The sequence below is a fragment of the Agrobacterium sp. SORGH_AS_0440 genome (assembly GCF_031453135.1).
GTDB lineage: Bacteria > Pseudomonadota > Alphaproteobacteria > Rhizobiales > Rhizobiaceae > Agrobacterium > Agrobacterium pusense.
The window spans coordinates 1,454,574-1,475,991 of record NZ_JAVIYR010000002.1 but is presented as its reverse complement, the minus strand read 5'-3'; the positions used below and the strand labels follow the sequence as shown (position 1 = coordinate 1,475,991).

Genomic DNA, 21,418 nt, shown 5'->3' with positions numbered 1-21,418 from the left:
CGTCATCTCTCCACCAGAGCCATTTTCGCGTTGAACCAGTTCATGACGACGGCCGTGAGCAGGGACAGCGAGAGATAGATGACCAGCCAGATGGCAACGACTTCAACCGCCTGACCCGTCTGGTTCAGGATCGTACCGCCAACGGAGACGATGTCGGCAAAGCCGACGGCGACCGCAAGCGACGAGTTCTTGGTGAGGTTGAGGAACTGACTTGTCAGCGGCGGAATGATGATGCGCATGGCCTGCGGCACGACGATGAGACGTGTCGTGGTGCTGGAGCGAAGCCCAAGCGCGTCGGCAGCTTCCGTCTGCCCCTTCGCCACGGCCTTGATGCCGCCGCGAACGATCTCGGCGATGAAGGAGGCAGTGTAGAAGGACAGCGCCAGGAACAGCGACATGAATTCAGGCGCGACGACGGCGCCGCCCGAAAGGTTGAAGCGTCCGGCGATGGGGTAATCGAATGTCAGCGGCGCGCCGATTGCGAGGAACGTGGCGAGCGGCAATCCGATGACGAGCAGCGTTATCGTTATTCCGGTGCGGAATTGCTGTCCGGTTTTTTCCTGTCTGGCTTTCGCCCAGCGGTAAACAAGCACGCTGACGACGACGGCGACAAGAAAGGCCAGCGGCACGAGCCAGATTCCGTCACCCCAGAGCGGTTTCGGAAAGAAGAAGCCACGATTGTTAAGGTAGGTGCCGAGCGGCAGCTCGAGCGATTCGCGTGCCTGCGGCAGGACCGAGATAACGCCCTTGTACCAGAAGAAGATCACGAGCAGCGGCGGAATGTTGCGGAAGATTTCCACATAGGCCTGCGCGAGCTTCGAGATCAGCCAGTTGTTGGACAACCGGGCGATACCGACGATGAAGCCGATGATCGAGGCGGCGATGATGCCAAAAAACGCAACCTGGATCGTGTTGAGAATGCCGACGAGCAGCGCCCGGCCATAGGTCGCGTCGCTGGTATAAGCGATCAGCGACTGGCCGATGTCGAAGCCGGCGCGTCCGTTGAGGAACCCGAAGCCGGATGAAATGTTTGAACGTTGAAGATTGGTGATCGTATTCGTCACGATGACCCAGACGAAGGCGGCCAGGATGACGACCGTCAGGACCTGGTAAAAAATGCCGCGTATGCGTGGATCGTAGATAAGTGACGACGCGCTTTGCGCGCGCGATCGTTGCGAACTGACCGCGTTGCCTGCCATAGGCACCTTTCCCTTTTATATGCTCTTTGCGAGCTTATTTATATAATTTGAAGCGGAGGCCGGGTGTTGCCCAGCCTCCTTATGATCTAGCCGATGATGGGGCCGATCAACGGACCGGCGGTGCGTATTGCAGGCCGCCCTTGGTCCAGAGCGCGTTCTGGCCGCGCTCGATCTTCAGCGGCGAGCCGGCGCCGACGTTGCGGTCGAAGACTTCGCCGTAGTTGCCCACCAGCTTGATGATGTTGTAGGCCCAGTCATTGGTCACGCCGAGATCGGTACCGATCTTGGTGCCTTCTTCCGTGCCGAGCAGGCGCTTCACGTCCGGATTTGCGCTGTTCTTCTGCTCGTCGACGTTCTTGGAGGTGATGCCAAGTTCTTCGGCATTGACCATGGCGTAGTGAACCCAGCTGACGATGTCGAACCACTGGTCGTCACCCTGGCGAACGGCCGGACCAAGCGGCTCCTTGGAGATGACTTCAGGCAGAACGATGTTTTCTTCCGGGTTCTTCAGCTTCAGGCGGATCGCGTAAAGGCCCGACTGGTCAGTGGTGTAGACGTCGCAACGGCCGGCATCATAGGCAGAGGTCGCGTCGGCTTCCTTTTCGAAAACCACCGGGTTGTACTGCAGATTGTTGGTCTTGAAGTAGTCGGCGAGGTTGAGCTCCGTGGTCGTGCCGGTCTGTACGCAGACGGCGGCGCCGGAAAGCTCGAGAGCGGACTTCACGTTGAGGCTCTTCTTGGCGATGAAGCCCTGGCCGTCGTAGTAGTTGACGGTACGGAAGTTGAAGCCCAGCGACGTGTCGCGGCTGATCGTCCAGGTGGTGTTACGGGTCAGAACGTCGACTTCACCGGACTGGAGAGCCGGGAATCGGTCCTTGCTCGAAAGTGCGACGAACTTGGCCTTCGAAGGATCGCCGAAAACCGCTGTGGCAATACCACGGCAATAGTCCACGTCGATACCGGACCACTCGCCCTTGTCATCGGGATTGGAGAATCCCGGAATGCCGGCGCTGACGCCGCAGGTGACGAAACCCTTGCCCTTCACATCCTGAAGCGTCGCAGCCGAAGCGACCGAGGCTCCTCCCAAAACTGCTGCGCCGATGGCGGCCGACAGAATTGCCTTTTTCATTTTTCCCAACCTTTGTTTGTTATCATCACTTGGAAGAGGACCGGCATGTTTGTTCTGCCCCAGCTCCCCCTTCAGCGAGATCTTTTCGATCCGCTTTTTCTATCACAATCGCAATTGGCAGCGGGGTCAAGACGTGCGGGCAATAATTGTGCCTATAAAACGGAATTTTCCAAAGTTTGGTCGTGAAGTGTGCAAAGGGTGAAAATATAAGCATATTTTTGCGGAAATTTGCACTTGCACAGTATTTGTATACTTGTTGTATTCTGGCTGGCGATGGATCAATCCCGTCGGTTGTTGCGTCCCGGCGGGACTTGACCTTGCGGTTCGCTCTCAGCATTGTCGCACGCGTCAATGTTCCTTCGAAAGCTGATCTGAAATGACCAAGACAAATGACCTGCTTTCCGCCGCAGGTGTGAATACGCGCCTCACCCATGGCGGCAATGATCCCGCGGACTGTTTCGGTTTCGTCAATCCGCCAATCGTGCGCGGCTCGACGGTGCTTTTTCCCGACGCGGAGACGCTTTCGACCGAAAACCAGAAATATACCTATGGCACCCACGGCACGCCGACGACCGATGCGCTCTGCAATCTCGTCAATGAGCTGGAAGGGTCTGCCGGAACCATACTCGTGCCTTCGGGCCTTGCGGCCATCACGGTCCCGTTCCTTGCCTATCTCGGCGCTGGCGACCATGCGCTGATCGTCGATTCCGTTTATTTTCCGACACGTCGCTTCTGCAATATGATGCTGAAGAAGCTGGGTGTCGAAGTGGAATATTACGATCCGGCCATCGGGGAGGGCATAGAGGCTCTCATCCGGCCGAACACGAAGCTGGTGCATCTGGAAGCGCCGGGTTCCAACACCTTCGAAATTCAGGATGTCAGGCTGATCACCGATATCGCTCATCGGCATGATTGCGTTGTTACGATGGACAATACCTGGGCGACGCCGCTTTATTTCAAACCTTTGGATTTTGGCGTCGATGTTTCCATCCACGCTGCCACCAAATATCCCTCGGGCCATTCGGATGTGCTGATGGGCTTCGTCTCGGCCAATGAAAAGCACTGGAAGGCGCTTTATCAGGCCAATACCAATCTCGGGATCTGCGTCACTTCCGACGATGCCTATCAGATCCTGCGCGGCATGCGCACGATGGGAATCAGGCTGGCGCACCATCAGAAAAGCGCGCTCGACATCGCCACATGGCTGGAGAGCCGGGACGACGTCGTGCGCGTGCTGCATCCGGCGCTGCCGAGCTTTGCAGGGCATGATCTCTGGAAGCGCGATTTCAAGGGAGCAAGCGGCGTCTTCTCCTTCGTACTGAAGGCGGAAGAAGGCAGATACAAGCAGACGGCGGCCGCGTTCCTGAATGCGCTGACCTTTTTCGGGCTCGGTTACTCCTGGGGCGGCTACGAATCGCTTGCCGTTTCGGTCTCGCTTGTCGACAGGACCATCGCCAAGGGTCCCTCGGAGGGACCGGTCATCCGCCTGCAGATCGGGCTTGAGGATGTCGCCGATCTCAAGAAGGACCTCGAGGCCGGCTTTGCAGCCGCGGCCGCGGTTTGATCTCAGCCCTTGGCGCGATAGCCGTAGAGCCAGTCGAAGTCCTTCAGGAAGGCGTCGGTGGGACGCGTGGAAAACACGAAGTCCCGCGCGATACGCACCGGGCCTGTGGCGTGATAGGCAAAACGATTGAGAGAGGCCCGCTTGCGGGCCTTTTCTATGCGCGGCAGGCGCAGGGTCTCGAAGGCGGCAAGAGCCTGCGGCGCGGGAAGGGTGGCTGCAGCATCGCTGCCCACCATGGTTCCCGCGAGTTCAAACGCATCCTCGATCGCCATGGCTGCCCCCTGGGCGGCGAACGGCATCATGGCATGCGCTGCGTCGCCGATCAGCACCGTGTCCCGGCCATTGTGCCAGCGGCCGGGGCCGGCCTGATAAAGCGGCCAAAAGGTCGGGTTTTCGGACGAATCGAGCAACCGGACGATGTCAGGGCTGAAGCCGCGAAACTGTTCAAGAAGCAGGGCTTTCTGCCGCCCGCTCGATTCCGCCCGCCACGTCGCGCCGGGATCGGCGCCCAGCGCGATGGCGACGATGTTGAAACCGCCGACTTCTTTCAGCGGATAGGCGACGATATGGCCACCCGAGCCGAGATAGGCCGTGACGGCGCTTTTGTTGATGGCCGACGGCACGGCATTGGCGGCAACGGTGAAGCGCCAGGCGATATTGCCGGAGAAGGTGGCGGTGGGAGCGGCAGGAACGGCAAAGCGGGCCGCCGACCAGACACCGTCCGCGCCGACAATCAGATCATGGTCGCGGAATGTGGTTGCGGCAATCACATCGGCCGTCGCGTTTTCGATGCGTTTGCCGAGATGCAACCGGCATAGCGGATTATCTGTCACCGTCTGGAGAAGTGCGCTTTGCAGGGTGGAGCGGTGCAGCACGCCATAGGGTGCGCCCCAGCGTGTACGCGCCACCGCGCCCACAGGCAGAGAGAGCAGCGTTGCGAGCGATTTTCCGGAGGCGAGTTCGACACTGACGGGCTCGGTCCAGCGCGCCTCGATGGCAGGCAGCACGCCAAGCGTGGCGAGAATGCGGGCGGCATTGGGCGAAATCTGCAGGCCGGCGCCCACTTCCGTCAGTTCGCCGGCCTGTTCGATGATGTCGCAGTCTATACCGTGCCGGGCAAAAGAAAGGGCAGCGGTGAGACCGGCAATGCCGGCACCGATAATGGCTACGGATTTTATGGGCATGATGCGCCCCGATCAGGAAAAGTGGAGGTCAGGCAGCCTTCACGTGGAAAACGCAGCCCGGAGGATTGGTCTGCTCGGCCTTCAGCGACGGGTTATAGCGATAAAGGGTGGAGCAATAGGAACAGACCTTCTCATTGTCGTCGCCCATATCGATGAAGATATGCGGATGATCGTAAGGAACGGAAGCGCCGGTGCACATGAATTCCTTGACGCCGATCTCGATCATGCGGTGTCCGCCATCGTTCTGGAAGTGGGGAATGGTATGCCCGGCCATGTTCGTCTCCAAATGCAATATCGTTGTAGAGCCGCAATCCGTCTTCGCATGCCGGCTCGTCATTGCGGATATGTAGCCTCAAACGCATTGCATCTCCATAAAAATCGTCAGCAAAACATGTTCAACATTGCTAATTCCTGCCATATGGTCCGGCAAAAAGGATGTCCTTGATGAATCTCAACACGCCGCAGTTTTCCGATTTTTTCCATGACGGCCTTCGCCTCGCTTATTTTGACGAAGGCGATCCGGCGGGAGACCCGGTTTTGCTGATCCATGGCTTTGCATCCAGCGCCAACGTCAACTGGGTCCATCCTGGCTGGCTGAAGACGCTGGGAGATGCCGGCTACCGGGTGATCGCCATCGATAATCGCGGCCATGGCGCAAGCGACAAGCCGCATGATACGGAGGCCTATTATCCGTCCGTCATGGCCGAAGATGCGGTGGCGCTGCTCAACCATCTCGGCATCGCAGAGACGCATGTGATGGGTTACTCCATGGGTGCGCGCATTTCCGCCTTCCTGGCCATGGCGCATCCCGAGCGCGTGCGTTCTCTGGTCTTCGGCGGGCTCGGTATCGGCATGGTCGAAGGTGTGGGCGACTGGGACCCGATCGCAGAGGCGCTTCTCGCGCCTTCGCTCGATGTCGTGACCCATGAGCGCGGCCGCATGTTCCGAGCCTTTGCCGATCAGACGAAAAGCGACCGCCTGGCGCTTGCCGCCTGCATCGAGACATCGCGGGTTCTCGTCACACGCGACCAGGCGGCAAAGATAGATGCGCCGACGCTGATCGCGGTCGGAACGAAGGACGATATTGCCGGCTCCGGTGAAGAGCTCGCTGCCATCATGCCGCACGCGCGGGCGATCGACATTCCCGGCCGCGACCACATGCTGGCCGTCGGCGACCGCGTGTTCAAGGCGGCGGTGCTGGATTTCTACCGTTCGTTCTGAGTTGACGCATTTTCGAGGAAAAACGGGGCAGGCTTTCCGCGCAGAAGCGCGGCAAAGCGCAGTTCGGCAAGAAACGGTTTTTCAAGCTGCATGAAGAAAAACTGAAGCCGTGCCGCCTTTAAAGTCGTCATTCGAATCCCATTTCTAATGCACGTCTTTTTCTGTATAAAGAACGACCACTGCAAACGAGGAGACCGTTCATGGTCGCACGTACCGAGGCCCGTCAGCCTGAACAGCTGGCGATCGTCGACCCGATCTGGGGCAGCCTGCTGCATGAAGCGCGCAGCGCCGCTGCACAGGATCCACTGCTTTCAGCCTTTCTTTATTCGACGATCCTCAACCACCGGTCTCTCGAAGAATGTGTGATCTACCGTATCTGCGAACTTCTCGACCATCCGGACATACAGGCCGTGCTGTTGCGTCAGACCTTCCAGGATATGCTGGATGACTGGCCGGAATGGGGAAGCGTTCTCCGCGTCGACATCCAGGCCGTTTACGATCGCGATCCGGCCTGCACGCGCTTCATGGAACCGCTGCTTTATTTCAAGGGTTTCCAGGCCATCCAGACCCATAGGCTTGCCCACTGGCTGCTGCAGAAAGGCCGCAAGGATTTCGCACTTTATCTGCAGAGCCGGTCTTCGAGCATTTTCCAGACCGATATCAACCCCGCAGCACGCATCGGCAAGGGCATCTTCCTCGACCACGCCACCGGGCTGGTGGTCGGCGAGACGGCAGTCATCGGCGATAACGTCTCCATCCTGCATGGCGTCACTCTCGGCGGCACCGGCAAGGAAGGGGCGGACCGTCACCCGAAGATCGCCAACGGTGTGATGATCGGCGCGGGGGCGAAAATCCTCGGCAATATCGAAATCGGCAGTTGCTCGCGCATCGCCGCAGGATCTGTGGTGCTGAAGCCGGTTCCGCCGAAGACCACGGTTGCCGGAGTGCCGGCGCGGGTGGTGGGAGAAGCAGGGTGTTCTGAACCCTCGCGCCTGATGGACCAGCTCATCGGAGCCGATATCTGAGCGGCACTGTCGCGTTGACAGGTGGCCGGGTTTTTTGCCGTCGTCCGTGTGGAAGACACGGATGACCTGCCGCTTTCACTTTACTTTGGCCTTTGTCCCATGCCAAAAGCGGGCCAACGCGAACCGCACAGGAGAATAGTGGTGAAAGCCGACGAAATCAAAAAACTCGACGCCTACTTCAAGCGTACCTTCAACCCGACGATGGTGGTCAAGGCGCGTCCGCGCAAGGACGATTCCGCCGAAGTGTATCTTGGCGAAGAGTTTCTCGGCGTCGTTTACATCGATGACGAAGACGGCGACCGTTCCTACAATTTCTCGATGGCGATCCTCGACGTCGACCTGTGATCGTCACCGTTCGGTGACCCAGGGGGCCTCCATTCATCGCCCGCGGTGGTTCACGCCGCGGGCGATCTGTTTTTCCGTTGTACGATCCGCATCGTCAGGCGACTTTCCGGCCGCAATGTTACCCGCATCAGCGGTGCCGCAGTTGCCGTTGACCTGTTTTCCAGGTGAAGGCCTTGCAGAAGAACGGCCAGGATCGCGACGGCTTCCATCATCGCAAAAGCATTGCCGATGCAGATGCGGGGTCCCGCCCCGAATGGCATATAGGCATAGCGGTGGCGCGCCTTCGCCTTTTCCGGTTCGAAGCGCGACGGATCGAAGCGCTCGGGCTCGTCCCACAAGGCGGAGTGGCGGTGCACGGCATAGATGGGCACGTAAAGAACGGTGCCCGCCGGAATATCATGCCCGCCGAGCCTGAAGTCTTCAAGCGCCGTGCGTGTAATGACCGGAGCTGGCGGGTAAAGCCGCATCGCTTCCGAGAACACCTGTCGGGTGTAGGTCAGGCCGGCGATATGTTCCGCCGCGACCGGTTCACCGGCGGTGACGGTGTCGATTTCCTCGAGGATTTTTCTCTCCGTCTCCCGGTTCTTCGACAGAAGGTGAAACGTCCATGCGAGACCGAGCGCCGTCGTTTCGTGGCCGGCGGTGATGAATGTCAGGAGATTGTCGACGATTTCCGTGTCGGTCATCATGCGTCCGGTTTCAGGATCCCTGGCCTCCAGCAGCATCGAGACGAGGTCGTTCCTTTCGGATGGATTTTTCCGCCGTCCGGCAATCACCTTCGCAAGGCTTTCGCGCAGATAACCGACGGCGATCCGGGCCTTGCGCCGGCCAGGATGAGGTAGCCATTCCGGCGCCCCCCAGCATGGTGAGCGCGAAGGTCCAGCCTGTTGGTTATCGGTGATGCTCTGTTCGACCCGCGCAACATCAATTCCGTATCCACCGGACATCATCGTTTCGACGATGATGTCGAACGTGGTTCGCATCATTTCGTGGCCCACGTCGATGTCACCAATGGAAGGAGAGCGCCAGCGCGCTTCCGTGCGTCGTGCCGTCTCGATCATGACCGGAAGCAGATCCAACAGCTTTTCGTGGCGGAAAGCGCCCGCGACGGATTGCCGTTGCCATTTCCAATGGTCCCCGTCCGCGGTCAGAAGTCCCTGACCGAGGGCCGGGCCGAGGACGCGCCTCACATCTTCACCCTTGCCAAGCAGATGGGCGTTCTTGACCAGAGCCTCGTGGATCAAAACCGGGTCGGCGAGATGCACGCGCATCGTATCGCCAAGGCGAGTGAAAACCGCAGGTTCATGAAAGATTTCCGGCGGCAACGCCTTCAACGGATTGCGAATAATGGAGAGAGCGAGACGCGCGGTGGCGAGTTTCGATACGGTTTGTGTCCCGATCGCCTCGGGTGAGGGGGTGCGAAGGCCGGTGTCGGTCATCTGCGGGTCCTTTATGCGCGTTGAACAATGGCAACATGCTGTTAAGGTGTTTACCTTATACCGGTAATTTAAGGTGTACGCCTTAATTTTCAATGGTGGGGTGAAATTTCTATGATGAACGGCGCGAAACGGCCGGGGCGATCCCTGACACGTGAAAAAATTCTAGATGTTACGCTCGGTCTCTTCAACGAACGTGGCCCGGACCGTGTGACAACGGCCGAAATCGCCGGCGATGTGAAAATAAACGAGGGCAATCTCTATTATCATTTCCGCACCAAGGAATCGCTGGTCCTTGCCCTGTTCGCCCGCTTCGAAAACGATGCGCTGGCGCTCGTCGCGACTGTTGACGGAGCGGACGAGGCGGCTGCGGCGACTTATGCCGGCTTTTTGCGGCAGTGGTTCTCTCTCGTCTGGAACTACCGCTTCCTTTTTCGCGATCTTGTCGGTCTGGTGGCGTTGGCACCGGGGCTGGTGGAGCCCGTCCGAACCATAAGCGCCGCCATGCGTCTGGCGGTCGGCCACATCGTCACGCGGATGCAGAATGCGGAGCTGGTGGACATTCCCGAAGCGGAGCGCGAGGCGGTTTTGACGAATTTGTGGATCGTCTCGACCTATTGGGCGTCCTATCTTAATCTGCAGGAAGGTGTCAGCGAATTCGGGTCGCAGCAACTGGAGTGGGGGCTGCGGCAGGTATCCAGTCTGTTCAGGCCTTATCTTTCTTCCGAGGCAATGGCCGAGCTGGAGTCACTGGGAGAAGGCGAGAAATAGTGTCTCCGACAGGGGACATTTGCGCCAATGGAAAACCGCCCGTTTATAGCGGGCGGTTTCATTACACCGGTTTTCCGGTGCAGGCGTCAGGCCGCCTTGAGCAGGTCGCCATGCGGATCGAGCACGAACTTGGTGGCTGCGCCCTGATCGAAGCTCTCATAGCCCTGTACGGCATCGTCGAGCGCAATGATCCTGGCGTTGACGATGTCGGCAATCGGCAGGCGGTCGTGCAGGATCGCCTGCATGAGCTGGCGGTTATATTTCAGCACCGGTGTCTGGCCGGTGTGGAAGGATTGCGCCTTCGCCCAACCGAGGCCGAAACGCAGTGACAGGCTGCCCTGTTTGGCAGCATCATCCACCGCGCCCGGATCTTCGGTGACATAAAGGCCGGGAATGCCGATCGAGCCGGCGGCGCGGGTGATTTCCATCATCTGGTTGAGAACGATCGCCGGCTGTTCGCCGCCTGCGTGGCCGCGCGCTTCAAAGCCGACCGCGTCGATCGCGCTGTCCACCTCGTTGGTGCCGACAATCTCGGCGATCATGTCGCCCAGCCGGTCGCCCTTCGAGAGATCGACGGGTTCGAAGCCGACTTTCGCAGCGTGGGCAAGACGATCCTTGTTGAAATCGCCGATCATGACGACCGCAGCACCCCAGAATGCGGGCGGAGGCGGCAGCCGCGAGGCCTACCGGGCCGGCACCGGCGACATAAACAGTGGAGCCGACGCCGACACCGGCCTTCACTGCGCCGTGGAAGCCGGTTGGCAGAATGTCGGAGAGCATGGTGAGGTCGCGGATCTTCGACATCGCCTTGTCACGATCCGGGAATTTCAGCAGGTTGAAATCGGCATAGGGGATGGTGACATATTTCGCCTGACCACCGATCCAGCCGCCCATGTCGACGTAGCCATAAGCGCCGCCGGCGCGGGACGGGTTCACCGTGAGGCACACGCCGGTATCCTGCGACTTGCAGCAGCGGCAGCGGCCGCAGGCGACGTTGAACGGCACGGAGACGATGTCGCCAACCTGCAGCATCTCAACGTCGATGCCCTTCTCGATGACTTCGCCGGTGATTTCATGACCGAGAACGAGGCCCGGCATCGCCGTGGTGCGGCCGCGCACCATGTGCTGGTCGGAGCCGCAGATATTGGTGGAAATCACCTTGAGAATGACACCGTGCTCGATGCGGCGGCCATCCGGCGCCTCAAGCTTCGGGTCGTCGATGTCGCGGACTTCGACCTGACCCGGCCGCATGTAGACGACGCCTCTGTTCCTGCTCATATCCATCTCCTCCATGGTTGAACACCGTACCTGTCCGCTCCTCCGCGGGCAGATGACTTCATGGGTGCAGCAAACCATGAGAGGGGAGATGTGGCGTTCGGGAATACGACACGCGGTGTGGTCGTAACGACACCGCGTTTCGCCCGATGTCACGGTGGTGTTATCTGTCGAGCGGTTTCCTGAGGCGGCCGGCGGCGTCCTGAATATATTGCCAGGCGACACGGCCTGAGCGGCCGCCGCGGGTGGTTGCCCATTCCAACGCCTCGTGATGCAGTGTCTCGCGGTCGAGACCCAGATCGAAATGCGTGGCATAGCTGTCGATCATCGTCAGATAATCTTCCTGACCGCATTTGTGGAAACCGAGCCAGAGGCCGAAGCGATCGGAGAGCGACACCTTTTCCTCAACCGCTTCGGATGGGTTGATGGCAGTGGACTGCTCGTTTTCCATCATGTGACGCGGCAGAAGATGGCGACGGTTGGAGGTCGCATAAAACAGCACATTGTCAGGACGTCCCTCGATGCCGCCGTCGAGCGCTGCCTTCAGCGATTTATAGGCGGTGTCGTCATGGTCGAAGGAGAGGTCGTCGCAGAAAACGATGACGCGCTGGCCGGAGGCCTTGAGGATGTCGAGCAGGGCGGGCAGGGTGTGGATGTCCTCGCGGTGCACTTCCACCAGCTTGAGCGAAACACCGCTTGCAGCACGCACATCTTCGTGAACGGCCTTCACCAGCGATGACTTGCCCATGCCGCGCGCACCCCACAGCAGCACGTTGTTGGCGGCGAAACCTTCCGCGAAACGCAGCGTGTTTTCGTGGAGAATGTCGCGGACATGATCGACGCCGCGGATGAGTTTCAACGCGATGCGGTTGGGGCGGGCAACAGGCTGCAGGAAAGAGTTCAGCGGCGCCCAGACAAAACAATCTGCCGCATTCCAGTCGTTTACGGCGGGCGCCGGTCCCGCCAGCCGTTCGACGGCATCGGTGAGCCGGCGCAGTTCTGAAAGAAGCAGGGAGGCCGTTTCTTCTCGAATCATGGTGTTTCTTCCGCTTGTCTGATGTTCAAAAGTCTGTTTTGCGCCCGGCCTAGCATGGTGTTTGGCGCCCATAAAGGTTAAGAGGTCCGGAATCGGTACGGCGAGGGCCCTGCATCTGTTGCAATCCCGGCGTTCCCCACTATATTCCGGCGGCTTGAAAGCTGGGGCGGCATACGAGGTCGTGCCGTAATCGTTGAGGAGTTTTATATGTTCATTAGTCAAGCTTTTGCCCAGGATGCAGCGGGCGGCACGTCGGCGCTGGGTTCCGGCCTTGAAATGCTTTTCCTGTTTGCGCCGCTCATGGTGGTCTGGTATTTTTTCCTTATCCGTCCGCAGCGCGCACAGATGAAGAAGCGCCAGGAAACGCTGACCAATATTCGCCGCGGTGATCAGGTCGTTCTCGGCGGCGGCATCGTCGGCAAGGTGACCAAGGTCATCGATGACAGTGAACTCGAAGTCGAAATCGCCGAAGGCGTGAAAATCCGCGCTGCCCGTGCTTACATTGCCGAAGTGCGCGTGAAGGGCGAAGTGGTCAAGACGGAAGCCGCTTCCTGATCCTGCCGGACAACCGAATGCCCGATTGCGAATTTTGACGGGTTGCGCAGAGCGCGACCCCAACCCTGACCGAGATCGAAATGCTTCATTTTTCCCGTTGGAAAACAGTCTTCATCTGGCTGCTTGTGCTGGCAAGCGTCGTCATCGCCTCTCCCAATCTGTTTACGGACAAACAGCTGGAGGGCATGCCCGCCTGGTACAAGGACAACAAGGTAACGCTCGGTCTCGACCTTCAGGGCGGTTCCCACATCATGCTCAAGATCGAGCGTTCCGACATCGTCAAGGAACGGCTCGAAACCATCGTGGGTGATGTGCGAACGCAGCTTCGCGATGCCAACATCCGTTATTCGGGCTTGACCGGCAACGGCCAGCAGATTCAGGTCCGCATCAGCGATCCGGCGCAGCTGGAAGCCGCCAAGAACGCACTTCGCGACCTGACGCAGCCGGTATCCGCCGGTACGCTGGTCGGCGGCTCCATTACCGAAGTGACGATGAATGATGGTGGCGACAATCTGCTGCGTCTCAATCTCACGGATGAGGGCATCGATTACCGCCTGTCATCAGCCGTTTCGCAGTCCATCGAAGTCGTGCGCCGCCGCGTTGACGAAGTCGGTACGACCGAGCCGCTCATCCAGCGTCAGGGTTCCGACCGCATCATCGTGCAGGTGCCTGGTCTTCAGGATCCGCAGCGCCTGAAGTCACTTCTCAACCAGACGGCAAAGCTCTCCTTCCGCATGGTTGACACCACCATGCCGGTGCAGGAAGCCATGAACGGCCGTCCGCCAGCGACGTCCGAGGTTCTCTATTCGCAGGACGATCCGCCGGTTCCCTATCTTGTGGAGCGCCGTGCGCTCGTTTCCGGCGACAATCTCGTCGACGCGCAGGCAAGCTTCAACCAGCAGACCAATGAACCCGTCGTCACCTTCCGCTTCGACAGCCGCGGCGCGCAGCGGTTTGCGCAGGCGACGCAGCAGAATGTCGGCAAGCCTTTCGCCATCGTGCTCGATAATCAGGTCATTTCCGCGCCTGTCATCCGTGAGCCGATCATTGGCGGTTCGGGCCAGATTTCAGGTAATTTCTCGGTGCAGGGCGCGAACGACCTTGCTGTGCTGCTGCGCGCCGGTGCGCTGCCGGCGACGCTGACGGTGGTTGAAGAGCGTACCGTCGGTCCGAGCCTCGGTAACGACTCCATTACCGCCGGTCTGACGGCAAGCGCCATTGGCGCCGTGGGCGTCCTCATCTTCATGTTCGTGTTCTATGGCTTCTTCGGCCTGCTGGCGAATATCGCTCTTGTGGTCAACGTCATCATGCTGCTGGCCGTCCTCAGCGTGATCGGATCGACGCTGACACTACCGGGTATCGCCGGTATCGTCCTGACCATCGGCATGGCTGTCGATTCCAACGTTCTGATCTACGAGCGAATACGCGAAGAGGTGAAAAGCGGCAAACCACTGATCCAGTCACTGGATAATGGCTTTACCCGCGCCTTTGCGACCATCATCGACGCCAACCTGACGACGCTGATCGTGGCGAGCGTGCTGTTCTACATGGGCACGGGTCCGGTCAAGGGCTTTGCGGTTACGCTGGCCGTCGGTATCATCACGACCGTCTTCACGGCCTATACACTGACGGCGTGGATGTTCGGTTACTGGGTTCGCCGCAGCCGTCCGAAGCATCTGCCGAAGGGCGTTCGTACCGCCATGTTCGATGGTCGCGACATCCCGTTCATGCGCTACCGTCGCGTGGTGTTCATGATCACCGGCGTCATCATGCTTGCCTGCGTTGGCGGTTTCATCGCCAAGGGCCTGAACCTCGGTATCGACTTCCAGGGCGGCTCCGTCATCGAAGTCCGTGCCAAGCAGGGTGAAGCCGATCTGGCCGATATCCGCGATCGTCTGAACCAGCTCAACCTGGGTGAAATCCAGGCTCAGAATTTCGGTACGCCGCAGGATGTTCTCATCCGCATTCAGGCGCAGGAAGGCGGCGAAAATGCCGAGCAATCCGCCATCACCATGGTGCGCGGCGAGCTTGAGGACAAATACGACTTCCGCCGCGTTGAAGTTGTCGGCCCCGCCGTTTCCGGTGACCTCACCTTCACCTCCACGATCGGCATCCTGCTCGCCATGACGGCGATCATGATTTACATCTGGGTTCGCTTCGAATGGCAGTTTGCGCTCGGCGCCGTCATTTCGATGGTGCACGACGTGGTCTTCACAATCGGCCTCTTCGTGTTCCTGGGGATAGAGTTCAACCTTACCAGTATCGCGGCGATCCTGACGATTATCGGTTATTCGCTGAATGACACCGTCGTCATCTATGACCGTATCCGCGAAAACCTGAGGCGCTATAAGAAGATGCCGCTGTCGATGATTATCGACGTGTCGCTGAACCAGACGCTGTCGCGCACCATCCTCACCGGCTTGACCGTGCTTCTGGCGCTGCTCGCGCTCTACCTCTTCGGTGGCGAGGTCATCCGCTCCTTCACCTTCGCCATGCTCTTCGGTGTCGGTATCGGCGTGTTCTCGTCGCTCTACATTGCCGCTCCGGTGCTGATCGCCTTCAAGCTTCGTCCTGATAGCAAGGACGCGGAAGACGAGAAGGATGAAAAGTCCGGCAACGCCATCGGCGGCAAGCCTGCCGTCTGATGGCCGGCGGGATCGAAATACGCCCGGCCCATTTTCCCGGCCGGGCGCCCATAGATGCTTATGGCAATGGCGGCTTCCGCTTTGCCGACATGTCGCATCGAGGCTCGCTTCTGCTCCTGCCTTCGGGCATTTACGGGTGGGAGCCCGTTGATGCCAAACAACTGAGCGTCGGGCATTTCGAAAAGGTTCTTGCGGAAGCGCAGGATATCGAAGTGCTGCTGATCGGCACGGGAGATGGTATGCGGGTTCTGCCGAAGGAGCTGCGCGCGGCTTTCAAGGAGGCGGGCATTTCCATTGATCCGATGAGCACGGGTGCCGCCGTACGCACCTACAATATCATGCTTTCGGAATCGCGCGCCGTGGCTGCGGCGTTGATTGCCGTCGAAGGCTGACGTAACGCTCCGCGCGGGGAACCATGGCACCCACAGAAAATCTCGACGTCTGCCTTGCGACGCTGCGCGATACGGATCGTGACCGCTATCTCGCGTGTCTTCTGTCTCCCGCGGACAGGCGCAATGCTCTTGCAGCGCTTTATGCCTTTAACGCCGAGATTGCGCGTATTCGCGATTCCGTGCGTGAAGCGCTGCCAGGTGAGGTGCGTATGCAATGGTGGCGCGATCTGCTCGAGGGAAGTCCCCATGGGGACAGCCAGTCGCACCCCGTTGCGTCGGCGCTTCTGGAAACGATCGAGCGTTACAGGCTGCCACGATCGGTGCTTTCCAACATGATCGAGGCGCGCATCTTCGATCTCTACGACGATCCTTTCGAGGATCGCAACGCGCTTGAAGGCTATGCAGGGGAAACCGCTTCGGCGCTGATCCAGCTTGCCAGCCTCGTTCTGTCTCCGGAAGAGGCCGCGGCAAGCGCGGAAGCGGCCGGACATGCGGGTGTGGCGCAAGCCATGGCCGGCATGCTGCTGCTCATGCCACTGCACCGTCGCCGTGGTCAGGTGTATATTCCAGCCGACATGCTCTCGGCCGCCGGGCTTGACCGGGAGACGTTCCTGGAAGGCACGGACCGACAGCGGATCGGCATAGCCATCGAACTGTTCGCGGCCCATGCACTGGATCATATCGAGAAGGCAAGACGCGCTCGCATTTCGGGCAACGTCTTTGCGGCCTATCTGCCCGTCGCCATTTCCGGACCGGTCATAACGGCCGCGCGAAAGGCTGGCGCGGGCGTGTTTGAAGGCGAAGTGCAATTATCGCAGCTTCGTCGGCAATGGCTGTTGGCAAAAGCCTCTTTCCTCAAGCGCTTCTGATCGTCGCTCCTGGCGCCGATGCGGGGAGCCATACTTCGCGCAAGCCTCGTTTCCTATCAAAGCGAACCGGGTTCGCTTCGTTTCGATTCGCGACCCATGATGTTTGGTTGCTGAGGGAGCGTTCCGGATGAATATGGCGATCTGGATTATCGTTTTCGTGCTGCTTTTGGTCTTTGCCGTTTATGCCTGGCGCATGTCGCGGGCGACGGATGAGGACAACAGCCATGATGTCGGGCAGGCGATCATGGATTTCGCCCGCGCCTTTCCCAATGAGGCGATCAGAAGCCTGCACATGACGGCAGATGGAGGCGCTGCCTTCGTGCGGCTGCACGACAACAAGGCCGGTTTCATGCGCAACATGGGTTCTCATTACGTTTGCGTGATGATCGATCCCGAGCGGATCCGGGTGGAGAGCCTGGAAAGCGGAGACGGTTTCGTCGTTACCTTCTTCGACATGCCGAAATATAGCGGTTCATACCGCTTCAAATCGGCAGGAGAGGCGGCCGAAGTCTCTCTCTGGCTGCTCGGCAGTCTCGTCGAGGCGCAGGATCATCACGATGAAGGGCCGCTGCCTTCCGGCACCTGATGGCTATCGCATGGCCCGTCACTGCCCGTCGAGCGGCGGCCGATTGGCCCCCGCCTGCTGGCGTTCGCGCCAGATGATGAACAGGCCGGATGCGACGATGATGAAAATACCGAGCCATTTCGACGGCGTCGGAAAATCCGAGAACAGCGCATAACCGAGGATCGTCGCCGAGATGATCTCGAAATACTGGAACGGCGCCAGCAGCGAGAGCGGGGCCAGCCTGAAAGCCCTGACGATCAGCAGATGCATGTAGCCGGATATCGATCCTAGCAACACGAGCAGAGCCAGGGCCAATCCCGATTGCGGCAGCGAGACGGCGAAATCCTTGTCGCCGAGCGCATCGCCGGCAAGAAGGGCCGCTCCCATGAATACCGTGCCGGCAATGCCCGACATGGTCTGCATCACAAGCGGGCTGTCGGCGTCGCCGATGGCTCGGTTCAGGAAGAGATAGAGCGTGTAGAGGAATGCGCAGGCCACCGGCAGCAGCGACGTCCAGCCGAAGATTTCGAAGCTCGGCTGAATGACGATCATCGCGCCGCCGAAGCCGACCACGATCGCCGTCCACCGCTTCCAGCCGACCCTGTCGCCGAGAAACAGAGCCGACATCATCGTCAGCATGAACGGTTCTACGAAATAGATCGCGAACACATCGGCAAGCGGCATGTATTTGACTGCGGCGAAGAACATCAGGCTGGCGGAAGCGTGCAATACGCCGCGCAGGCAGTTCATCCACGGACGCTTCGCGCTGAAAAGCGCGCTGGGTGAGACCATGAGCAGCAGCGGCAGGGTGCAGACCACCTGGAAGAAGAAGCGATAGAAGGTTACCTGCGCCGGTGACATGCCGCCAACCACGGCCATGTATTTGGCTATTGCGTCCATGACGGGCAGCACGAACATGCAGGTCGCCATGATCGTCATGCCCTTGGCGACATCGCTGAAACCGGTCTGGCTGGTCATGGTTCGAATAGCGCTTTCGACCGGAAGGTCCATTGAGAGAAGGGGGCGCTAAAGGCTGCCCCCTTCGCAGGTCAGGCGGCCTTCTGGCGCGGCAGGCTCTTCATATCAATGACGAAACGATAACGCACATCGCTTTTTATCATGCGTTCATAAGCATCGTTGATCTGATCGATATCGATCATCTCGATTTCGGCGGCGATGCCTTTTTCGGCGCAGAAATCCAGCATTTCCTGGGTCTCGGGAATGCCGCCGATCATCGAGCCGGCAAAGGTCTTGCGGCCCGGAATGAGACTGAACGCCATTACCGACAGCGGCTTTTCCGGCGCACCCACCTGTACCAGCGCGCCGTCTCGCTTCAGCAGGGCAAGATAAGCGTTGATGTCATGGTCGGCGGCGACGGCATCGATGATGAGGTCGAGGCTCGAAGCGGCCTTTTTCATCTGATCCGCATCGCGCGAGACGATCACCTCATGGGCGCCGAGTTTTTTTGCGTCTTCAGCCTTGCCGGGCGACGTCGTGATCATCACCACCGTCGCGCCCATGGCATTGGCGAGCTTCACCGCCATATGACCAAGGCCACCGAGACCGACAACGCCGACCCGCTTGCCAGGGCCTGCATTCCAGTGGCGCAGCGGGGAGTAGGTGGTAATGCCCGCGCAGAGCAGGGGTGCGGCAGCGGCCGGATCGAGACCTTCGGGTATGTTGAGAACGTAACGGTCATCGACCACCACATGAGCGGAGTAACCGCCAAGCGTATGGGCGTCGCCGCCCATCGCCTTGTCAGGCGAATTATAGGTGCCGGTCATGCCGTTTTCGCAATATTGCTCCAGCCCCTCGGCGCAGCTTGCGCATTGCCGGCAGCTATCCACGATGCAGCCGACGCCGACGCGGTCACCCGTCTTGAACCTGGTGACATCCGAACCCACGCGGCCGACACGGCCGATGATTTCGTGGCCGGGAACGCAGGGGTAAAGAGAGCCCGGCCATTCGCTGCGGGCCGTGTGGATATCGGAGTGGCAGACGCCACAGAATTCGATTTCGATTTCGACATCGCGCGGGCCGGGATCGCGACGCTTGATGGTCGCAAGCTTCATCGGTGAAGAACCGTCGTCGCAGGCGTAAGCGGATGTTGTGAACATGATCGTTCCTCCTCTTGTGTTGATCGATGCATCAAACACCGGCCTGCGGCAAGGGTTGCGGCGGTCAGCCGCCAGCGCCGGTTTCGGGGACTGCCGGGCCAAAAACCTCCTCGAAGGCCTCGCGCAGCAGGACGTCGACATCACCGATCATAACCGGCAATCCAAGATCGACAAGGCTGGTGACGCCATAGGCGCTGATGCCGCAGGGAACGATGCCGGTGAAGTGCGAGAGATCGGGATCGACATTGATCGCGAGCCCGTGAAAACTCACCCATTTGCGCAGACGGATACCCAGTGCGGCAATCTTGTCTTCTGCCATGCCGCCATCCGGCAGGAGAGGTTTTTCGGGGCGCCTGACCCAGACGCCGACACGATCTTCCCGCCGCTCGCCACGCACGTTCATCTTATCAAGCGTGCGGATGATGACGTCCTCGAGTGCCGCAACATAGGCGCGGACATCCTGGCGACGGCGTTTGAGATCAAGCATGACGTAAGCGACCCGCTGGCCAGGGCCGTGATAGGTATATTCGCCGCCGCGCCCCGTGGCGAAGACCGGGAAACGATCCGGTTCGATCAGATCGGCCACATCGGCGCTGGTGCCGGCCGTATAAAGCGGCGGATGCTCCAGAAGCCAGACGAGTTCGTCTGCCTCGCCAGCTGCGATGGCGCTAACCTCGCGCTCCATTTCCTCTACCGCCTGCTCGTAAGGCACGAGGCCATCGGAGATTCGCCAGCGAACGGGCGGCGAACCGGCGGCGGGGAGCATTTTTGTCTCGATATCCGTGCGTGTAAGCATGAAAAAGTCCTTTCCACAGCCTTCTCGCAAAATGGCGTCACGGCCGCAACCCCAGCATTTCCGGGCTTCCTGCATATAGGATGGTGCAGTGCGATTTTTAATTTCAAAAAACTGTCACGACGCTCTTGTGCACCCAAAATCCTTTTGCTACATGCACCCCCGTCGGCGCAAGTCGACGCCTACCACGATGCGGTCGTGGCGGAATTGGTAGACGCGCAGCGTTGAGGTCGCTGTGGGGCAACCCGTGGAAGTTCGAGTCTTCTCGACCGCACCAAAGAAACCCGCTTCGGCGGGTTTTTTCTTTTTTAGCCAATCGGTTAGCCCTGACCCCACAAGACGCCGGGCTGCCTCTGAGCCAATTCGGCTACTGTGTTTTATCTTGCCGTCAGCATTATAAAAATTACGGGCGGCAAATCATTGACCCAACGCCGCCCGAATTGAATGGCCGGACTGAACTAGCGTCGGTAACGCTGTCCGTCCCCGACACGGTAGGGGTCCCCATCCATTACCTGATCCATTCGCCACTCGTTTCCACGATATGGGCTATGCCACGTCTGGCATCCGGCCAGAAAGACGGTTGCGGTCAGCAATCCGAAAGTAAGGGCGGCTCGCATCATCTTGAACTCCTCGAAATGTCATCCCAGCCATGTAGGCGCCCGCCCGCATGTTTGCGATACCTCGTCGGAATTTGTCGTCCGTTTTAGAACGGCGCAACAATTTGGATTGCCGGAAAATTCCGGTGGATATTGATGCACGCTTTGGTAGCTCGTCTGCTCCCCCCACAAAACGAGGGGTGGAATATGAGAGGTCTGATGTTAGCTTTTGTCAGGAAATAATATCCGGGGGTTTTCGTGCAGGGGGACAAGACGGATTCAGACAATGCGCTCGGTTATTACATGTGGAGCATTTCCGACAACAGGCTGATCATGGATGCGATTACCGCGGAATGCCATGGATTTTCCGAACCGGTTGCATCACGCGGGGTAACGATCGAGGAGATTCTGGAAAGGATCGATATTGAGATGCGCGATCGGGTGGCACAGGCCATTTTCGACAGCATCACCACGGGCGTCTTTTTCGATCAGCGTTACAAGGTCAACCTGCCTGACGGCTCTAGCCGATGGATCGCGGCAAAGGGCAGGGCGATCTTCGATCCGGAGGGCACGCCTTTTCTCGGTATAGGCAGCGTCCGGGATATCACGCTGAAAAAACCTTACCAGTTTGAACCACGCCAGTAACGACAACAAAAAAGAGGCGGCTTTCGCCGCCTTTTTTCGTCTGCGCCTTGCCGGGA

Annotated in this window: 21 protein-coding genes, 1 tRNA gene and 1 pseudogene; 12 read left to right on the top strand and 11 right to left on the bottom strand. The window is 59.3% G+C overall.

The window, feature by feature from the left end; translation table 11 throughout:
• Window positions 1-2: 2 nt before the first annotated feature.
• Window positions 3-1,199: an amino acid ABC transporter permease gene (locus QE453_RS16530; RefSeq protein ID WP_004441931.1), complete on the bottom strand. Its 1,197-nt coding sequence runs from the start codon at window positions 1,197-1,199 to the stop codon at window positions 3-5.
• A 106-nt stretch (window positions 1,200-1,305) separates the two neighbouring features.
• Window positions 1,306-2,328 (bottom strand): amino acid ABC transporter substrate-binding protein, encoded by a 1,023-nt coding sequence (locus QE453_RS16525; protein ID WP_004441929.1) that lies wholly within the window; start codon window positions 2,326-2,328, stop codon window positions 1,306-1,308.
• Between the two features lie 376 nt (window positions 2,329-2,704).
• Between QE453_RS16525 and QE453_RS16520 the strand changes: the two genes are divergently transcribed.
• Window positions 2,705-3,892, top strand: coding sequence for a cystathionine beta-lyase (locus QE453_RS16520; RefSeq protein WP_045534980.1), 1,188 nt, complete (start codon window positions 2,705-2,707; stop codon window positions 3,890-3,892).
• 2 nt (window positions 3,893-3,894) lie between these two features.
• Here the strand turns inward: QE453_RS16520 and QE453_RS16515 are convergent, their stop codons facing one another.
• A complete protein-coding gene (locus tag QE453_RS16515; protein WP_309777489.1) occupies window positions 3,895-5,076 on the bottom strand; it encodes an FAD-dependent monooxygenase in 1,182 nt (393 codons plus the stop codon).
• A gap of 28 nt (window positions 5,077-5,104) precedes the next feature.
• Window positions 5,105-5,350 (bottom strand): zinc-finger domain-containing protein, encoded by a 246-nt coding sequence (locus tag QE453_RS16510; RefSeq protein ID WP_004441925.1) that lies wholly within the window; start codon window positions 5,348-5,350, stop codon window positions 5,105-5,107.
• Between the two features lie 170 nt (window positions 5,351-5,520).
• On the opposite strand from QE453_RS16510, the gene QE453_RS16505 reads away from it, so the two are divergent.
• Window positions 5,521-6,297: an alpha/beta fold hydrolase gene (locus QE453_RS16505; RefSeq protein ID WP_004441923.1), complete on the top strand. Its 777-nt coding sequence runs from the start codon at window positions 5,521-5,523 to the stop codon at window positions 6,295-6,297.
• On the opposite strand, the gene QE453_RS16500 is transcribed toward QE453_RS16505, so the two are convergent.
• A complete protein-coding gene (locus tag QE453_RS16500; RefSeq protein WP_004441921.1) occupies window positions 6,282-6,428 on the bottom strand; it encodes a hypothetical protein in 147 nt (48 codons plus the stop codon). The genes QE453_RS16505 and QE453_RS16500 overlap by 16 nt on opposite strands.
• 69 nt (window positions 6,429-6,497) lie before the next feature.
• Between QE453_RS16500 and cysE the strand changes: the two genes are divergently transcribed.
• Together cysE and QE453_RS16490 are read left to right on the top strand one after the other, a co-directional pair.
• Window positions 6,498-7,322, top strand: a complete 825-nt coding sequence (gene cysE, locus QE453_RS16495; protein ID WP_004441918.1) for a serine O-acetyltransferase — start codon at window positions 6,498-6,500, stop codon at window positions 7,320-7,322.
• A 141-nt stretch (window positions 7,323-7,463) separates the two neighbouring features.
• Window positions 7,464-7,667, top strand: a complete 204-nt coding sequence (locus tag QE453_RS16490) for a DUF3126 family protein (protein ID WP_003524869.1) — start codon at window positions 7,464-7,466, stop codon at window positions 7,665-7,667.
• Between the two features lie 50 nt (window positions 7,668-7,717).
• On the opposite strand, the gene QE453_RS16485 is transcribed toward QE453_RS16490, so the two are convergent.
• On the bottom strand, window positions 7,718-9,106 hold the full coding sequence (locus QE453_RS16485; protein WP_309777487.1) for a cytochrome P450: 1,389 nt from the start codon (window positions 9,104-9,106) through the stop codon (window positions 7,718-7,720).
• 111 nt (window positions 9,107-9,217) lie between these two features.
• Between QE453_RS16485 and QE453_RS16480 the strand changes: the two genes are divergently transcribed.
• The gene (locus QE453_RS16480; RefSeq protein ID WP_278066772.1) at window positions 9,218-9,874 is read left to right on the top strand and encodes a TetR/AcrR family transcriptional regulator; all 657 of its coding nucleotides are present in this window, start codon (window positions 9,218-9,220) and stop codon (window positions 9,872-9,874) included.
• A gap of 86 nt (window positions 9,875-9,960) precedes the next feature.
• On the opposite strand, the pseudogene fdhA reads toward QE453_RS16480, so the two are convergent.
• Together fdhA and QE453_RS16470 are read right to left on the bottom strand one after the other, a co-directional pair.
• Window positions 9,961-11,152 (bottom strand): annotated as a pseudogene (gene fdhA / locus QE453_RS16475) (formaldehyde dehydrogenase, glutathione-independent).
• Between the two features lie 160 nt (window positions 11,153-11,312).
• Window positions 11,313-12,185 carry an ATP-binding protein gene (locus QE453_RS16470; protein WP_045534977.1) on the bottom strand — a complete coding sequence of 291 codons (873 nt, stop codon included), beginning with the start codon at window positions 12,183-12,185 and terminating at the stop codon, window positions 11,313-11,315.
• A gap of 207 nt (window positions 12,186-12,392) precedes the next feature.
• Here QE453_RS16470 and yajC point away from each other — a divergent pair, with 207 nt between their 5' ends.
• From yajC to QE453_RS16445, 5 genes are all read left to right on the top strand, one after another.
• On the top strand, window positions 12,393-12,740 hold the full coding sequence (gene yajC, locus QE453_RS16465; RefSeq protein ID WP_004441911.1) for a preprotein translocase subunit YajC: 348 nt from the start codon (window positions 12,393-12,395) through the stop codon (window positions 12,738-12,740).
• A gap of 80 nt (window positions 12,741-12,820) precedes the next feature.
• Window positions 12,821-15,385, top strand: coding sequence for a protein translocase subunit SecDF (gene secDF / locus QE453_RS16460; protein ID WP_004441909.1), 2,565 nt, complete (start codon window positions 12,821-12,823; stop codon window positions 15,383-15,385).
• A complete protein-coding gene (locus tag QE453_RS16455) occupies window positions 15,385-15,777 on the top strand; it encodes an Mth938-like domain-containing protein (RefSeq protein ID WP_004441908.1) in 393 nt (130 codons plus the stop codon). Before secDF ends, QE453_RS16455 begins: the two co-directional genes overlap by 1 nt.
• Window positions 15,778-15,800: 23 nt before the next feature.
• Window positions 15,801-16,646 carry a phytoene/squalene synthase family protein gene (locus QE453_RS16450; RefSeq protein ID WP_077986263.1) on the top strand — a complete coding sequence of 282 codons (846 nt, stop codon included), beginning with the start codon at window positions 15,801-15,803 and terminating at the stop codon, window positions 16,644-16,646.
• Between the two features lie 127 nt (window positions 16,647-16,773).
• On the top strand, window positions 16,774-17,232 hold the full coding sequence (locus tag QE453_RS16445) for a hypothetical protein (protein ID WP_004441904.1): 459 nt from the start codon (window positions 16,774-16,776) through the stop codon (window positions 17,230-17,232).
• A gap of 18 nt (window positions 17,233-17,250) precedes the next feature.
• Here QE453_RS16445 and QE453_RS16440 read toward each other — a convergent pair whose 3' ends face one another.
• The 3 genes from QE453_RS16440 to lipB form a co-directional block, all read right to left on the bottom strand.
• Complete coding sequence (locus QE453_RS16440) at window positions 17,251-18,189, bottom strand: DMT family transporter (RefSeq protein WP_004441900.1); 939 nt, start codon at window positions 18,187-18,189, stop codon at window positions 17,251-17,253.
• A 71-nt stretch (window positions 18,190-18,260) separates the two neighbouring features.
• Window positions 18,261-19,328 carry an NAD(P)-dependent alcohol dehydrogenase gene (locus QE453_RS16435; protein WP_035208785.1) on the bottom strand — a complete coding sequence of 356 codons (1,068 nt, stop codon included), beginning with the start codon at window positions 19,326-19,328 and terminating at the stop codon, window positions 18,261-18,263.
• A 64-nt stretch (window positions 19,329-19,392) separates the two neighbouring features.
• Window positions 19,393-20,124: a lipoyl(octanoyl) transferase LipB gene (gene lipB / locus QE453_RS16430; RefSeq protein ID WP_006697422.1), complete on the bottom strand. Its 732-nt coding sequence runs from the start codon at window positions 20,122-20,124 to the stop codon at window positions 19,393-19,395.
• A 189-nt stretch (window positions 20,125-20,313) separates the two neighbouring features.
• Here lipB and QE453_RS16425 point away from each other — a divergent pair.
• A tRNA-Leu gene (locus tag QE453_RS16425) sits at window positions 20,314-20,398 on the top strand.
• A gap of 577 nt (window positions 20,399-20,975) precedes the next feature.
• Window positions 20,976-21,362, top strand: a complete 387-nt coding sequence (locus QE453_RS16420; RefSeq protein WP_022556187.1) for a PAS domain-containing protein — start codon at window positions 20,976-20,978, stop codon at window positions 21,360-21,362.
• Window positions 21,363-21,418 lie beyond the last annotated feature (56 nt).